This is a genomic window from Sedimentitalea sediminis, from assembly GCF_042687825.1.
In the GTDB taxonomy this organism is placed as follows: domain Bacteria; phylum Pseudomonadota; class Alphaproteobacteria; order Rhodobacterales; family Rhodobacteraceae; genus Sedimentitalea.
Window position 1 is genome coordinate 164937 of the sequence record NZ_JBHUQE010000003.1, and the last position, 15335, is coordinate 180271.

The following is a 15335-nucleotide window of genomic DNA, read 5'->3' on the forward strand; positions in this document are numbered from 1 at the left end:
TGCCGGGAACAGGCCAACCTGACCGACGGGGCCATGCGGAGAAACGCCATGCTGACCGTGCATCACCTGAACAACTCGCGCTCGCAGCGCATCCTGTGGTTGCTCGAAGAACTGGGGCTGGACTATGAGCTGAAGACCTATCAGCGCGATGCCGAAACCAACCTGGCGCCGCCCGAGTTGCTGCAGGTGCATCCGCTGGGAAAATCGCCGATCATCGAAGACCACGGGCGGCTGATCGTCGAGAGCGGCGCGATCGTCGAATATCTCTGCACCCGCTATGGGCCGCAGATGATCCCGGCCACGGACAGCGACGCCTGGATCAGCCATCAGGAACTGATGCATTTCGCCGAGGGTTCGGCGATGGTGCCGATCCTGCTGGCGCTCTATGTCGGGCGGCTGGGCGCGGCCGGCGCGCCGCTGGGGCCGCGGATCGAACAGCAACTGGATACCCATTTCAACTATATGGAGGCGGTGCTGCGCCCCTCGGGGCATTTCGTGCTGGACGATCTGTCGGCGGTGGACATCATGATGAGTTTTCCCGCCGAGATGGCGGTGCGCCAGGGACGCGGCGAAGCGCATCCCAAACTGGCGGATTTCGTCGCGCGCATCCATGCCCGGCCCGGCTTTGTCCGGGCGCTGGAGCGCGGCGGCGCCTATGCCTTTGCCTGAGACCGGCCCCCGCGCGGTCGCCAGGGTGCGGCGGGGCGGGATCAGCCGCCCTTGAGGCGCTGCATCAGATAGACTTCGCTGTCGGGCCGCACCGGTTCGGTCAGCCCGCTGGCGATGATGCGCCCGTCCACGGCCACCGACACGCCGGCGTCGATGGCGTCCTGCAGGCCCGGATGCGCCTTGACCAGAGCGGCCAGCACCTCGCCGACATTGGTCGCCTCGACCTCGACCTTGTCCTGGCCGTTGGCCAGGGCGCGCAACCCCGACCACAGGTTGACTTCAACCATCGCGCTGATCCTCCAGCGCCTCCAGGATGCGCGGCGGCGACATCGGCAGGTGCCGCAGGCGCACACCGGCGGCGGCGGATACCGCGTTGGCAATGGCCGCCAGCGGCGGGCAGATCGAGGTTTCCCCGACCCCGCGCACGCCATAGGGGTGGCCGGGATTGGGCACTTCGACGATCACCGTGTCGATCATCGGCAGGTCGCTGGCGACCGGAATGCGGTAATCCAGGAACAGCGGATTCTGCAGGCGGCCATCGGCGCCATAGATATATTCCTCGTTCAGCGCCCAGCCGATGCCCTGCGCCGCGCCGCCTTGAAACTGACCCTCGACATAGGTCGGGTGGATCGCCTTGCCGGCATCCTGCACCACGGTATAGCGCAAGACCGATGTCTTGCCGGTTTCCGGGTCGACCTCGGCATCGACGATATGAGTGGCGAAACTGGCCCCGGCACCCTCGGGATTCGCCTCGTAGTGACCCGAGATCGGCCCGCCCGTGCGCCCCATGGTGGCGACGATTTCCGCAATGCTCAGCGGGTCGAAATCGCCCGCGTTCGGCCCGGAGGGTTTGGCGCTGCCGTCTTCCCATATCACCGCTTCTTCATCGATACCCCATTTGGCGGCGGCCCGTGCGCAGAGTTTCCGCGTCACGTCGCGCGCCGCCTTGATGGTCGCCAGCCCGCTCGCATAGGTCGCGCGGGACCCGTGGCTTTGTTCGTTAAAGCCCAGCGATGCCGTATCGGCGATCGTCACCCGGACGTTTTCATAGGGGATACCCAGTTCTTCCGCCGCCATCAGCGCCATCGAGGCGCGGCTGCCGCCGATATCCGGCGTGCCCACCATCACCTGCACCGAACCGTCCTCGCTGAGGGCCATCGAAACGCTGGTTTCCATGCCGAAATTGAACCAGAAACCGCAGGAAATTCCGCGCCCTTGTCCGGGTTTCAGCGGGGCCGCGTAATGCGGGTGCGCCTTGGCGGCCTCCAGCGTTTCCGCCAGGCCGATACGGTCGAACTTGGGGCCATAGCTGGCCTTGGTGCCCTCGCGGCTGGCGTTTTTCAGCCGTACCTCGATCGGGTCCAGCCCTAGCTGGTTGCACAGTTCGTCGATCACCGATTCAACGGCAAAGGCCGCCATCGGCGAGCCGGGCGCGCGATAGGCCGCCTGTTTCGGGCGGTTGCTCATCACGTCAAACCCGACCTGACGCACATGTTCCAGAGCATAGGGCGCAAAGGCGCACATGGCGGTCATTTCGCAGGGGGCGCCGGGAAAGGCGCCACCCTGCAAGCGGAATACGCCCTCTGCGGCGGTGATCGTGCCGTCCTTTTTCATGCCGATCTTGACATCCATCGATGTGGATGACGTCGGCCCCGTGGCGCGGAACACCTCGGCCCGGTTCATCACCAGCTTGACCGGCTTGTTGGTCTTGCGTGCAAGCGCCAGCGCGACAGGTTCGATAAAGACCGTGGTCTTGCCACCGAACCCGCCGCCGATCTCGCTGGCCGTGACCCGCAGGTTGGCGGTTTCCAGCCCCAGCAGCGCGGCACAGACCTTTTGCACATTCCAGTGCCCCTGCGTGCAGCACCACAGCTCGCCCTTGCCGTCGCTGCCCAGCGTGCCCAGACAGGCATGCGGTTCGATATAGCCCTGATGGGTGGCTTCCGTCTTGAAATGATCTTCGATCACCAGATCGGCGGCGGCGAAACCGGTGTTCACATCGCCATGGCCGCTTTCGTGATAGCGCACCACGTTGGGATGCAGGCCCGGCGGCACCGATTTGTTGGCCGCGCCTTCGCGGATCACCGGCGCATCCTCGGCCATCGCCGCATCGACATCGGTGACATGGGGCAGAACCTCGTATTCGACCTCGATCAACTTGACGGCGTCCCGCGCGATCAGGGCGCTGGTGGCGGCGACCGCGGCGACCGCATGCCCGTCATAGAGCGCCGTGTCGCCGGCCATGATGTTTTCCAGGATGTTCCAGTCCTCGCCCGTCAAACCGGTCACGAAATCGGCGCGGGTAACGATGCCCTTGACCCCGGCCAGCGCCTCGGCCTGACGAGTGTCGACCTTTTTGATCCGTGCATGGGCGTGCGGGCTGCGCAATATTGCGGCATGCAGCATGCCGGGCGCGGTGGCATCGGCACCGAATCGGGCCCGGCCGGTGACCTTGTCGACTCCGTCGGGGCGGTCGGGACGGGTGCCGACCTTGGTAAAGCCGGTGCTTTTCTGAGTGTCCAGTGCCATTACGAAGCCTCCCGCATCTCTGCCGCCGTATCCATCACGGCACGGATGATCTTGTCATATCCGGTGCAGCGGCAGAGATTGCCGGCCAGCCAATAACGCACCTCGGTCTCGGTCGGGTCCGGGTTGCGATCCAGCAGCGCCTTGGTGGCGACCAGAATGCCCGGGGTGCAGATGCCGCATTGCAGGGCGGCATGTTCGATGAATTTCTTTTGCAGCGGATGCAGCGCCTCGCCGGTGGCCAGGCCCTCGATGGTGCCGATCTCGCGGCCCTCGGCCTCGGCGCCCAGCACCAGGCAGGAACAGACCAGACGCCCGTCCAGGGTGATCGAACAGGCGCCGCAATCGCCGGTGCCGCAGCCTTCCTTGGCGCCGGTCAGGCCCAGCCGGTCGCGCAGCACGTCCAGCACGGTTTCGCGCGGATCGCACAGGAATTCGACGGCATCGCCGTTGATGGTGGTTGAGACGTGTATCTTGGACATGGTCAGCCCCTTTCCCCGGCCTTGGCGCGGTCATAGGCGATGCGGGCGGCGCGCTGTGCCAGCACGCCCGCCACATGGGTGCGGAACTTGACGGTGCCGCGTTTGTCGTCGATCGGATCGCAGGCGGCCGAAGCCGCCGCCGCCAGGGCCGCCAGCGCCGCGTCATCCAGCGTGGTTCCGACGATCGCGGCGGCCGCCTCGGGCACCAGCCGTACGGTCGGCGCGACGGCCCCCAGCGCCACGCGCGCCTCGGCGATGCTGTCGCCGTCCAGCCGCAGGTTGATACCACAGCCGACCACCGCGATGTCCATTTCGGTGCGCGGAATGAAACGCAGATAGGCATCGCCGCCCCGGTTGCCGCGCGGCGGTACATGCACGGCAGAGATCATCTCGCCCCGGGCCAGGCTGGTCCGGCCCGGGCCGGTGGGAATATCCTCGACGGGCACCTCGCGGGTGCCGTCGGGACCGGTCACTGAAACGGTGACACCGGCGGCCACCATCGCCGGCACCGCGTCGGCAGCAGGCGAGCCGTTGCACAGGTTGCCGACCATCGTGCAGCGGCCCTGGATCTGGGTCGAACCGATCAGGTCGGTGGCCTCGACCAGCCCCGGCCAGTCGCGCCCCAGTTCGGCATGTTCGGTCATTTCCGCTCCCGAAACGGCGATTCCGATGCGCCACCCGCCTGTCTCGGTCCGGACGATCTGTTTTACACCGTCGATTCCCTTGATGTTGATCAGCGTATCCGGAATGACGATATCGGAACGCAACTGTACCAGAACATCGGTCCCCCCCGCCAGAAAGCGCGTAATGCCTTGAGACCGCGTCGCAATTTCAACGGCCTCTTCGAAACTGTCCGGGTTGTGATATTCCATGTGGCAATCTCCCCTTTGCCTGTCCGGCAAAGTCTTTCAGATCATCCGGCCCACGGCAACCATTGGCGTAAAGTCACCCAGACGCGGCGGTGGAAAATGTTGCCCTGGGTCAAATCGGCGTGAAATCTCCTGTACCTGGCCAGGGGATGGACTAGCCTAGGGGGAACAACTTGGAGATGCACAGGATGAAGAACGGCCTTTATAGTGTGGCGCTGGTGGCGGGTCTGGTGGCGGCTTTGCCGCAGGCCGGTGCCGCCTTTACCAGCCGCGGCGGTACCAAGGTGAACCCGGTGAACGCCGCAATATTCGAAGTGGTACCCAAGACCGGCGGCAGCGGTGGTGTCTTTTGGTGTGGCGCGGCGGATTTTGCGCAGCGTCAGATGAAAGCCCCGTGGCAGGCCCGGATTTTTGTCGCGCGCGGGCGTGGCCCCAGCGTAACCACCGGCAAACGCTCTGCGGTGCAGTTCACGCTGGATCCGGCTGCTGCCGGGATCCAGCCGGCCGAGTCGTCGCTCAGCGTGAACGAATTTGCGGTCGGTGAAAGCATGTCGGTGCAGCAGGCCTTTTACTATTGTCAGAAGCAGGCGCTGTTCTGAGCGGGTCCTGCTGCCCGACCGGACCTTGGGCAGGCCGTTCCTGACAGGCTGGCCGACATGTGATACCCTGTTGCGCATCAGTGAGTGGCAGATGAAACGAGTATGAGCGAGGTGAGAACCGTGTCCTTTTTCCCGAAACTGGTCCTGGCAGGGATCCTGGCCCTCAGCCCGACCTGGGCGTCGGCGTGGTGGGCAATGAACCGGCACGAGGTGTTTCCCGTCTCCGATGGCGTATACGAAGTGGTCGCGCGGGTCGGTTCCAGCGCGTCCGATTTCTGGTGCGGGGCAGGGGATTTCGCCCAGCGGGTGATCGGACTGCCTGCGGCCGAGCGCATCTATATCTGGCGCGGCATCGGTCCCAGCGTGAACCGGCCCGGACGCAAGGCCGTGCAATTCGCCCTGACACCGCCGCCCGGCGCCGATACCACGGCATCACTGACCCTGTCGGTCAAGGCGGTCGGCGACAACCTGGCGCGGCATGCGGCAGTGCAATATTGCTATCAACATGACGGTGATGACATCTGGCGGCGGCGGTGGTAACCCGGCGGCAGGCAGACCCGACAGGACAGGAGCATTTCCCATGAACTGGCAGAATTCGACCTTGGCGGCGCTGGCAATGGCGCTGGCATCGGCCATCCTGCCCGGATCGGCCGCCGCCTGGGTGGCGGGCAACAGCCAGCACGTCAATCCGGTCTCGCCGGACGTGTTCGAGGTGGTTGGCCGGGCCGGGTCATCGAACGTGGACTACTGGTGCGCGGCGGGCGATTATGCGCGCCGGGTGCTGGATGCACCGCTGCACCAGCGCATTTATCTGGTGCGTGGGCGCGCCCATGCCGAAACTGAAAACCGCAAATCGGCGGTGCAGTTCTCGCTGCTGCAACCGGTCGATGCGGATACCCGGACCGGGCTGCTGTTGTCCGCCACCCGCGTCGGCGAGAATCTCAGTGCGGCGATGGCGTTCAACTATTGCCTGCAGCGCAAGTCGGACACCGGCTGACCGGCACTGTCGCAATGGCCTGCCAGACACAGTTCACCATCCGCACCTCGGGGGCCGGGCTGTATGAATTCACCCGGGACGTGACGCGCTGGGTCGATGCAGCCGGGCCGGACAATGGGCTGCTGACGCTGTTCGTCCGGCATACCTCGTGTTCGCTGGTGATCCAGGAAAACGCCGATCCGCTGGTTCAGGGCGATCTGGCAGCGTTCTTTCACCGGCTGGTCCCGCCCAGCACCGATCCGGCCATGTCCTATCTGCGCCATACCTACGAGGGACCCGACGACATGCCGGCGCATATCAAGGCGGCGCTGCTGCCGGTCAGCCTGTCGGTTCCGGTCGCCGATGGGCGTCCGCTGTTGGGCACCTGGCAGGGCATATTTCTGTTCGAACATCGCGATGCGCCGCATGCGCGTACCATCGCTGCCCATTTGCAGGGAAACGATTGATTGCCTGACTTGATAATTATCAAGTAATGTCGGCCGACTCTGGTGCTATAGGCGGCGCATGACAGAGATCGTTCATGAAAACCGCGCCGAATCGCGTACCGGGCTTGGCCGCTTGCGGCCGTCGCCGCCGCTGTTTCTTTTGCAACCCGTGCTGGCCCGTGTGGCGCGTCGCGTCGCGCATCTGCACCCGTCGCTTTTTGACCGGCTGGGGCCGCATCGCCGCGCGCGCTATGTCATCGACCCGCAGGGGTTGCCGTTTCTGCTGGTGCTGCAGCCTGACCCAGAGGATCTGCAGTTCCGCGCGGTCTCGCGAAAGGCCGAACCGCAAAGCGATGCCCGCATTGCCGGCGGGTTTTTCGACCTGCTGGGGCTGGTGGATGGCAATACCGACGGCGACGCGCTGTTCTTTTCCCGCGATCTGGAGATCACCGGCAACACCGAGGCCGTGGTCTGTCTGCGCAACGCGCTGGACGATGTCGAGGGCTCGATCGCCGAGGACGCGGCCGGGTTGTTCGGCGCCGCCGGACGCGGCATTCTGACCGCGTTGCGCCGCGCCGGAGAGAAAAGAAAGGCCCGCGCATGAAACGTCCCGAACTGATCTGCCCCGCCGGCACCCCGGCGGCCCTGCGCACGGCGGTGGATGCCGGGGCCGACGCGGTCTATTGCGGCTTTCAGAACGCCACCAACGCGCGCAATTTTCCGGGTCTGAATTTTACCCCGGACGAGATGGCCCAGGGCGTGGCTTATGCCCATGCCAAGGGCGCCAAGGTGCTGCTGGCGGTCAACAGTTTTCCCACGGCGGGGCGGTTCGATCTGTGGCGCGACGCCGCCGATACCGGCGCCCGGATCGGCGTCGATGCGCTGATCGTGGCCGATATCGGCGTTGCCGCCTATGTCGCCGAACATCACCCGGATATGCGCTTGCATCTGTCGGTGCAGGCCGCCGCCTCCAGCCCCGAGGCGATCCGCTATTACGTGCAGGAATTCGGGGTCAAACGGGTGGTGCTGCCGCGCATCCTGACGGTGCCGGAGATCCGCGAGGTCAAGGCCGAGATCCCCTGCGAGATCGAGACCTTCATCTTTGGCAATCACGGGCTGATGGTCGAGGGGCGCTGCAGCCTGACCAACTATGTCACCGGCCTGTCCACCAACATGGACGGGGTCTGTTCACCCGCCGCGCAGGTGCAGTACGACAAGCGACCGGACGGCTCGGTCGACACCCGTCTGGGCGATTTCACCATCGACCGCTTCGGCAATGGCGAACAGGCCGGTTATCCGACGATCTGCAAGGGCCGCTATCTCGCGCCGAACCGCGACGATGCCTATTACGCGTTCGAGGAACCGGTCAGCCTGAACCTGGCCAAGCTGCTGCCCGCCCTGATCGACGCCGGGGTCGAGGCCTTCAAGATCGAGGGCCGGCAACGCTCGCGCGCCTATGTGCGCCAGGTCGTGTCGGCATTTCGCGGTGCCGTCGATCAGATCCTGGCCGGCGATCAGCCGGAACTGGCCGATCTGGTGGCCCTGACCGAGGGTCAGAAACAGACCGAGGGCGCGGCTGCGAGCAAGAAATGGCGATAGGGAACGGGGCGGAAAACATGGCGGCAAAACTGACTCTGGGGCCGATCCTGTATCACTGGGAGGCCGAGGCCAAGCGCGATTTCTATGCCCGCATCGCCGACGAGGCGCCGGTGGACATCGTCTATCTGGGCGAGGTGATCTGTTCCAAGCGCACGCCGTTCTTTGACCGGCACATGCCCGAGGTGATCGACCGGTTGGAACGCGGCGGCAAGCAGGTGGTGCTGGCGTCGCTCTCCGAGGTCGTGATCAAGCGCGAACGCAACATGATGCGTGACTTTTGCGCCATCGACAGCCACGAGATCGAGCTGAACAACACCGCCGGTCTGCAGCAGATCGACGGGCGGCCGCACCGGATCGGGCCGCTGATGAACACCTATAACGAGCAAACCCTGCGCTGGCTGGTGAACAAGGGCGCAACCCATGTGACCCTGCCGGTCGAACTGCCACGCGCGGTGGTCGGGCATATGGCCCGGGCGGCGGCGGAACTGGGCGTGGGCGCCGAGGTCCAGGTGTTCGGACGGGCCTCGCTGGCGCTGTCGGCGCGCTGCTATCACGCGCGCGCGCATTGCCGGACCAAGGATAATTGCCAGTTCGTCTGCGAAGAGGACCCGGACGGCATGCCCCTGACTACCGTCACCGGCCAGCCGTTTCTGACGATCAACGGCATCCAGACCCTGTCGCAATCCTATGTCAACCTGGCCGCGCAGATCGACGAGATGACCGCAATGGGCATCGGGCATTTCCGGATCATGCCGCAGATGGCGGACATGGTCGCGGTGGCCCGGATCTTTGCAGACCGCATTGCCGGGCGCCGATCCGGCAGCGAAACCGCCCAGGCGCTGGCCGCGCTGGACCTGCAGCCGCCCCTGTCGGACGGGTTCTGGCATGGCCGCGAAGGCCACCGCCAGTTCGGGCCGAAAGTCGCCTGATCCGCGGACCGCGCCGGGCGGAATTCCGCATTTTGCGGTCCAATTTCCCCTCTACCCAAATTCTGGGAGAGTCCCTATAGTTTTTGCCAAGTGAGCCAGAGCGCCCACAACAAGTGGCAAGAATTTGAGGGGGGACGGCTGATGCGCTGCCCGTTTTGCGGAAATATCGACACTCAGGTCAAGGATTCACGGCCCGCAGAGGATCATGTGGCGATCCGGCGGCGGCGGTTCTGCCCGGCCTGTGGCGGGCGGTTCACCACCTATGAACGGGTGCAGCTGCGCGACCTCGTGGTGATCAAGACCAGTGGCAAGCGCGAAGAATTCGATCGCGACAAACTGGAGCGCTCGATCCGTATTTCCATGCAGAAGCGTCCCATCGAACCAGAGCGCATCGACCAGATGATTTCGGGCATCGTGCGGCGGCTGGAAAGCATGGGCGAAACCGACATTTCCTCCAGCAAGATCGGCGAGATCGTGATGGAGGCGCTGGCCCGGATCGACACCGTGGCCTATGTGCGCTTTGCCAGCGTCTACAAGAATTTTCAGGCCGCCGATGATTTCGAGGATTTCGTGCACGAGCTGCGTCCGCAGACCCCCGAAGAGTGAGCGCCGAGGACACAAGGTTCATGGCGCTGGCCCTGTCACTGGGACGGCGCGGACAGGGGGCGTGCTGGCCGAACCCGGCGGTGGGCTGCGTTCTGGTGCGCGCCGGCCGGGTTGTGGGGCGCGGCTGGACCCAGCCCGGCGGACGGCCCCATGCCGAGACCATGGCGTTGGCGCAGGCCGGCGACAAGGCGCGCGGCGCGACCGCCTATGTGACGCTGGAACCCTGCGCGCATCACGGCGAAACGCCGCCCTGTTGCGATGCGCTGATTGCTGCCGGCGTGGCGCGCGTGGTGGCGCCGGTGCAGGACAGCGATGCCCGCGTCGCCGGGCAGGGGTTTCAGGCTCTGCGCGCGCAGAGCATTGCGGTGACAACCGGCGTGCTGGCCGAGGATGCGGCGCGGGATCATGCCGGTTTTTTTCTGCGCACCGAACAGGGCCGGCCGCTGGTCACCCTGAAACTGGCCAGCAGCTTTGACGGCCGCATCGCCACCGCCACAGGACAGAGCCAGTGGATCACCGGGCCCCAGGCCCGCCGTGTGGTGCACGCGATGCGGGCGCGCCACGATGCGGTGATGGTGGGGGCCGGGACGGCACGGGCCGACGATCCGTCGCTGACCGTGCGCGATCTGGGCATCGCGCGCCAGCCGGTGCGCGTGGTGGTGTCGCGGCATCTGGACCTGCCGCTGCTGGGTCAGCTGGCGCGCAGCGCGCGCGACATTCCGCTGTGGCTGTGCCATGGCGAAGGGTGCGACGCGGAGCGTCTGAAAGCCTGGCAGGGGCTGGGCGCGAAACTGTTTTCCTGCCCGCTGCGCGGCGGTCAGGTGAACCCGACGGCGGTGCTGGCCGCACTGGGTGAAGCCGGGCTGACCCGGGTGTTCTGCGAGGGCGGCAGCGCGCTGGCCGCATCGCTGCTGGCCACCGACCTGGTGGACGAACTGGTCGGATTCACCGCCGGTCTGACCATCGGCGGCGACGGTCTGCCGGCCATCGGCGCGCTGGGGCTGGACAAGCTGGCCTATGCGCCGCGCTTTGAACTGGTCGAAAGCCGGGTCGTGGGCACCGATATCCTGCATCGGTGGCGGCGCGCGCTGTAGAAAAGGCCCGGCGGCTAGCGCCACAGCGGCGCGAACGAGGCGAACAATCCCTGCAGCCGCGACAGCGTCCGGAGGCCGGCGCCCGGGCGATACAATTGCGGCCCGGCCAGACGCGCAACGGCGACTTCGACGGGGCAAATCAGACCGGTCACCGGGTCCAGATAGCGCGGGTAATCGATCAACGCGGCATGCAGCAGCCCCATCAGGTCGGGACGGGCCGTGCGCCGGTCGGCCGGAACGTCGCCCAGATCGGTGGTCAGCCCCCACCCGGCATAGAATGGCGCCCCCAGCGTGGTCACCGCAACCCCGCGCAACAGCGCCTCGAACCCCAGCAGCGAGGTCATCGTCCAGACCTCGTTTACCGCCGTCAGCAGGGCGGCGGGATCGGTCCGGGTGGCGATCACGTCGGCGCAATCGGCGGCGATCGCGCCGGGGCGCAGCCCGGCCTCAACATCGGGATGTGGCTTGTAGATCAACACCGCATCCGGGTGCTGCTTGCGCGCCGCCCTGAGCAGATCGGCATTGCGGCGGACGCGGCTGGTGCCGGTCAGGACCGAGGCATCGTCCTCGACCTGTCCGGGCACCAGCACCCGGTACCCGTCCGGCAGGTCGGGCAGGGCGCCGCCCAGATTGTATTTGCTCAAGCCCGCATCGGTCAGGGCCGCGCACAGGCGTTCGGCGCGCCGCCGCTGGGCCGGGCGCAGGTCGACCCGCCCGGCGATCAGCCGTTCCAGCCGGCTGGGTCGCGTCGGATCGTAATGGATGCCCAGATCGTCCGCCACCAGCGACAGCGGCGGCACCAGCGCCGCCCCCAGCCCGCGCGAGCGCAGGAACCCGTCCTCGACGCGGGTGACGGACAGATCGGGGGGGGCCTTGGTGGCCCAGGCCAACTGCCGCCGCCCGCCCGGGTCGGGCAGGGTGCGGGTGAACCGCACGGGCTTTTGCTGGCCGAACATCCTCTGCATCGGGCGGCGTTTCCACAGGCGGATGCCCGAGGCGACCCAGCCGGTGTGGTCCTGCCGCCAGGCGCGTGTCTGCGCCTCGAGATTGTCCAGCACAGTTTCCAGTTCGCACAGGCGGTCGCGGAACGGGTCGTACCAGGTGGGGTAGAGGATCATGGCGGCGGCGAACAGCTGCGACCGGGTCAGGCGGCGGCTGCGCCGGGGCACCGGGTTCTGATCCCCGGTCAGCCCCCAGCCGGCGTAAAAGGGCTGGCCAAAGACCCGGGGCCTGTGGCCGGCCAGGATGGCCTCGAATCCCATCTGCGAACTGACGGTATAGACCCCGACGGCGCCTTCGAGCAGGCTCCACGGGCTGATCGGTTCGCGCAAGAGTTGCACCCGGGCACTGACGTCGGCGGCCGAGAAATACCCGGGGCGATGGCCGGCGGCGGTCTCGGGGTGGGTCTTGATGATCACCCGCGCGCCGGGGTGTTCCTCTTGTGCAAAGACCAGCATTTCGCGGAACAGCGCGGTATCGCCGCGGCTGGCCGTGACCGAGGCGTCGCCGCGGGTCTGGTCGATCACCAGCACATATCCCGGGTCGGGGGCGGGGATGGCTGGATCAAAGGCGTTGTACTTGCTCAGATGCGCCTCGCGCAGCCGCTGCATGGCCTCGCGGGCGCGATCCAGCAGCGCGGTATCGTCCAGCGGCGCCGTCGCCAGCAGATGTTCCAGATCGGAGGACCGGGCGGCGTCGAAATGCACGCCACCGCGATCCAGAACCAGACCGATCGCCGGCTCGCCGGCGCGCCCGGGATGCAGCGAGCGCAGAAAGGCGTCCTCGACCGACAGCAATGGCAGGTTGCGCCGCGCGGCGATATGACGACCGCGATGGGCGGTCGGGCTGTTGCCCCAGACGCCGACCAGATCGCCGGGTCCGGGCAGGCCGAGCCGAAGGTCATATCCCGCCAGCGCCAGGATGCGGCGCACGCGTTTTTGCGTCAGAAAGCCGGCGTTGAACACGAACAGGCGCGGGCGGTCCTCTGAGATCGTCCCGTCTGCGCCGGTGGCGATCATGCCTATTGTGTCAGCGTCGCGACATTGGCAATCGGCGTCAGACCGCCGGCAATCAGCGAAATCGACTTGGTCCACTGGGCATAGGGCGCTTCGGTGACATAGATCGTATCGTCGTCGCGAATGACGAATTCGCGGGCCAGGAACATGCCTTTGGGTTCTTTCAGGTTCAGCACATAGACGATGCGCTGTGGCCCGGACAGGTCGCCGCGGGCCAGAACCTTTTTGGCGATGTCGGTGCGTTCGGTGCGATAGACAAAGATGCCGGTGGGGTCGGATGCGGTCGAGATCAACCCGCCGACCTGGGCGATCGCCTCGATGGCCGACAAATCCTGGGATTCAAAGCGCACGCGGGCCTGCTGGCTGGTGGCGCCGATGGCGGTGAACGAACGCGTGTCCTCTTCGACCAGGATCTTGTCGCCGCCGCGCAGCGCGATGTCCAGCCGGGGGTTCTGAAACAGGTCCTGGAACCAGATCTTGCCGCGCTGATTGCCACGGATGACGGTGACCTGGGCGATCTCCGGCGCGATGATCACGCCGCCTGCCTTGGCCAACATTGCCGACAGCGAACGGGTAGAGCGTTCGATGGGATAGACGCCCTGCGCCCCGACCGAGCCAACCAGCGACACGGTCGAGCCATCGCCGGCGAGGCGGCGCACCTGCACCTGCGGATCCGGGGTCTGGTCCTGCAGTTTTTCGGTGATCAGTTCGCGCAGCTCGTTGGGCGTATTGCCCGCCGCCCTGAGACGACCGGCATAGGGCACAAAGATGAACCCGGCGCTGTCGACCTGGACCTCTTCCAGGATGGTCGAACTTGAGGTTTCGCCGGTCAGCAGCCCGTCATCAACATTTTCCCAGATCGTCAGGCCCAGAACATCACCGGGCCGGATCGTGTCCGAAGTCAGTTGCGGCGCGGTGGCGAAGGCGTTGGAAAAACCCAGGGCGGGTTTCACCGCGGTTGTCCGGGCGACATAATCATTGACCGGAACGACAAAGGCCTTGCCCTGTTGTTCGACCGAGTCCTGAATGATCTGCCCCTTGCTGGGGCCGACCCGGGGCAGGCTGCAGGCCGTCAAAAGGCTAAGGGCCACGGCCATGCCAATGGGCACAAGCCCGTTTATCGCAACGAATTTCACTGCACGATCTCCTCGGTCTGCCCGTTTTTTGACGGGTCTTAACGACAAGTTAACGCGAATGCACGAAAAATACCAGCGCCTAGGGTTGTTTCGCCTGCGTCACAACACGCAACGGCGGAGCCGCCGGGGCGGCTGCGCGGGTCAGCGTTTCATACGGGCCGGATGCTGCCAGCATCCGGTCGATGACATGGCGCAGCAATTGCCGCCGCCCGCGGGTCGAATAATAGCCGCCGGGCACCTGGCTGGTTTGCAGCAGGTAGCGACGATAGTCCCTGTAGGCCGCGGCGTCCGGTCGTCGCGGCGCGGCAAAGAAGGCGGCCAGCGGCTGTTGCGAGACGAATTCCGGCTTGTCATAGACCGCCCGGCCGAACACCCGCAGCGGCAGGCCGCGCCACAGGGCCTGCTGTCCCGCGGTCGAGTTGATCGTGACCGCCGACCGGGCTTCGTCCAGCAGGCGGGCCAGCTTGCCGCCGCGCACGAAATGTACCCGTCCGGTCAGCCCGTGATCGCGGGCCAGACGACGCAGCAGACGGCGCAGGTTCACGCGATCATCCTGCAGCGGGTGCGCCTTGACGACCAGGTGATGATGGCGCGGCGCGCCCTGGGCGAAACCGGCCACCAGTTCGGCCAGGAACTCGGACATGCTGGAAAAGCGCGAATGGCTCTGCACGCTGCTGTCATGGTCCAGCTGCAGCATCGCCAGGTGATAGGGAAAGCCGCCGCGCCGGATGCGCCACGTGGCGATGCTGCGGTCCAGCGCATGTGCGGGCAACAGCAGCAGCCGGCGCAGGTGCAGGCGGAATTCCTGATGCACCCTGAGATCGCGATGCGGGCGGAAATGCCGATACCCGCGATTCCGGAACATGACGAACCAGTGGTATAGCGCGCCATAGAACATGTGCTGGCGCATATCGCCCCAATGGGCGGGGGGCAAAGGCGCGTCGGTCTCGGTCAAGGCCAGCGCCGCCTGCATCTGGTCCACGCTGGTCTGCATCAGGCGGGAATGGCCGTTTGCGCCGTCGCGTTCGTAGGTCACCCAGTAGGGGCGCAGATAGCCCTCCTCGAACACATGCACGGCAAGGCCCCGCGCCCGCGCCGCCGCGATCGCGGCCGTATGGATCGGTCGTGTGTCGCCGTACAGAACCAGATCGGTGACCTGGCGTTCGGTCAGCAGGCCGGCCACGGTTTGCGGCCAGTCCTCGGGCGTGCCGCGATAGGGGATGTAGCCCGCGCGATGAAAACAGAACGCCTGGTCACCGGCGTTGAAGCCGACGCGCCATACCGTGGCGCCGGCCTGGCGCAACAGCCGCCCGATGGCGTCAAAGAACGGACCGTGCGGTCCCTGCAGGAACAGGAAGACCCGGTCGGTCGTGTCCGCTGGCGGCATGT

17 protein-coding genes are annotated in these 15335 nt (G+C 66.1%); 10 read left to right on the plus strand and 7 right to left on the minus strand.

All coding sequences use genetic code 11. The features are described 5' to 3' along the window. Nucleotides 1–33 precede the first annotated feature (33 nt). On the plus strand, nt 34–669 hold the full coding sequence (locus ACFMPD_RS04015; protein ID WP_380992045.1) for a glutathione S-transferase family protein: 636 nt from the start codon (nt 34–36) through the stop codon (nt 667–669). A gap of 41 nt (nt 670–710) precedes the next feature. Here the strand turns inward: ACFMPD_RS04015 and ACFMPD_RS04020 are convergent, their stop codons facing one another. The 4 genes from ACFMPD_RS04020 to ACFMPD_RS04035 are packed head-to-tail and all read right to left on the minus strand — an operon-like array spanning nt 711 to nt 4549. Continuing rightward, nucleotides 711–956 carry a MoaD/ThiS family protein gene (locus tag ACFMPD_RS04020; protein WP_380992047.1) on the minus strand — a complete coding sequence of 82 codons (246 nt, stop codon included), beginning with the start codon at nt 954–956 and terminating at the stop codon, nt 711–713. Beyond that, a complete protein-coding gene (locus ACFMPD_RS04025; RefSeq protein ID WP_380992049.1) occupies nt 949–3198 on the minus strand; it encodes a xanthine dehydrogenase family protein molybdopterin-binding subunit in 2250 nt (749 codons plus the stop codon). Before ACFMPD_RS04025 ends, ACFMPD_RS04020 begins: the two co-directional genes overlap by 8 nt. Next, nucleotides 3198–3677 (minus strand): (2Fe-2S)-binding protein, encoded by a 480-nt coding sequence (locus ACFMPD_RS04030; protein ID WP_380992051.1) that lies wholly within the window; start codon nt 3675–3677, stop codon nt 3198–3200. Before ACFMPD_RS04030 ends, ACFMPD_RS04025 begins: the two co-directional genes overlap by 1 nt. Before the next feature lie 2 nt (nt 3678–3679). Then, complete coding sequence (locus tag ACFMPD_RS04035) at nt 3680–4549, minus strand: FAD binding domain-containing protein (RefSeq protein WP_380992053.1); 870 nt, start codon at nt 4547–4549, stop codon at nt 3680–3682. Between the two features lie 185 nt (nt 4550–4734). Here ACFMPD_RS04035 and ACFMPD_RS04040 point away from each other — a divergent pair, with 185 nt between their 5' ends. The 9 genes from ACFMPD_RS04040 to ribD all read left to right on the plus strand — a co-directional run bounded on the left by ACFMPD_RS04040 (nt 4735) and on the right by ribD (nt 10795). Beyond that, the gene (locus ACFMPD_RS04040; RefSeq protein WP_380992055.1) at nt 4735–5145 is read left to right on the plus strand and encodes a hypothetical protein; all 411 of its coding nucleotides are present in this window, start codon (nt 4735–4737) and stop codon (nt 5143–5145) included. A gap of 102 nt (nt 5146–5247) precedes the next feature. Beyond that, nucleotides 5248–5685, plus strand: a complete 438-nt coding sequence (locus ACFMPD_RS04045) for a hypothetical protein (protein WP_380992057.1) — start codon at nt 5248–5250, stop codon at nt 5683–5685. Nucleotides 5686–5725: 40 nt separating this feature from the next. Continuing rightward, nucleotides 5726–6142 (plus strand): hypothetical protein, encoded by a 417-nt coding sequence (locus ACFMPD_RS04050; protein ID WP_380992059.1) that lies wholly within the window; start codon nt 5726–5728, stop codon nt 6140–6142. A 14-nt stretch (nt 6143–6156) separates the two neighbouring features. Beyond that, entirely contained in the window at nt 6157–6588 is a 432-nt protein-coding gene (locus ACFMPD_RS04055; RefSeq protein ID WP_380992061.1) for a secondary thiamine-phosphate synthase enzyme YjbQ, read from the plus strand. Between the two features lie 58 nt (nt 6589–6646). After that, on the plus strand, nt 6647–7171 hold the full coding sequence (gene ubiT / locus ACFMPD_RS04060; RefSeq protein ID WP_380992063.1) for a ubiquinone anaerobic biosynthesis accessory factor UbiT: 525 nt from the start codon (nt 6647–6649) through the stop codon (nt 7169–7171). Continuing rightward, a complete protein-coding gene (gene ubiU / locus ACFMPD_RS04065; protein WP_380992065.1) occupies nt 7168–8166 on the plus strand; it encodes a ubiquinone anaerobic biosynthesis protein UbiU in 999 nt (332 codons plus the stop codon). The genes ubiT and ubiU overlap by 4 nt, the downstream gene beginning before the upstream one ends. 17 nt (nt 8167–8183) lie before the next feature. Next, nucleotides 8184–9095, plus strand: coding sequence for a ubiquinone anaerobic biosynthesis protein UbiV (gene ubiV / locus ACFMPD_RS04070; RefSeq protein ID WP_380992067.1), 912 nt, complete (start codon nt 8184–8186; stop codon nt 9093–9095). 141 nt (nt 9096–9236) lie between these two features. After that, complete coding sequence (gene nrdR, locus ACFMPD_RS04075; protein WP_380992069.1) at nt 9237–9701, plus strand: transcriptional regulator NrdR; 465 nt, start codon at nt 9237–9239, stop codon at nt 9699–9701. Next, complete coding sequence (gene ribD / locus ACFMPD_RS04080; protein WP_380992071.1) at nt 9698–10795, plus strand: bifunctional diaminohydroxyphosphoribosylaminopyrimidine deaminase/5-amino-6-(5-phosphoribosylamino)uracil reductase RibD; 1098 nt, start codon at nt 9698–9700, stop codon at nt 10793–10795. The genes nrdR and ribD overlap by 4 nt, the downstream gene beginning before the upstream one ends. Nucleotides 10796–10809: 14 nt before the next feature. Here ribD and ACFMPD_RS04085 read toward each other — a convergent pair whose 3' ends face one another. The 3 genes from ACFMPD_RS04085 to ACFMPD_RS04095 all read right to left on the minus strand — a co-directional run bounded on the left by ACFMPD_RS04085 (nt 10810) and on the right by ACFMPD_RS04095 (nt 15333). Then, nucleotides 10810–12813: a capsular polysaccharide biosynthesis protein gene (locus ACFMPD_RS04085; RefSeq protein WP_380992073.1), complete on the minus strand. Its 2004-nt coding sequence runs from the start codon at nt 12811–12813 to the stop codon at nt 10810–10812. Nucleotides 12814–12815: 2 nt separating this feature from the next. Next, nucleotides 12816–13907 (minus strand): polysaccharide biosynthesis/export family protein, encoded by a 1092-nt coding sequence (locus ACFMPD_RS04090; RefSeq protein ID WP_380992317.1) that lies wholly within the window; start codon nt 13905–13907, stop codon nt 12816–12818. 118 nt (nt 13908–14025) lie between these two features. Then, nucleotides 14026–15333 (minus strand): capsule biosynthesis protein, encoded by a 1308-nt coding sequence (locus ACFMPD_RS04095; protein ID WP_380992075.1) that lies wholly within the window; start codon nt 15331–15333, stop codon nt 14026–14028. Nucleotides 15334–15335: the final 2 nt, after the last annotated feature.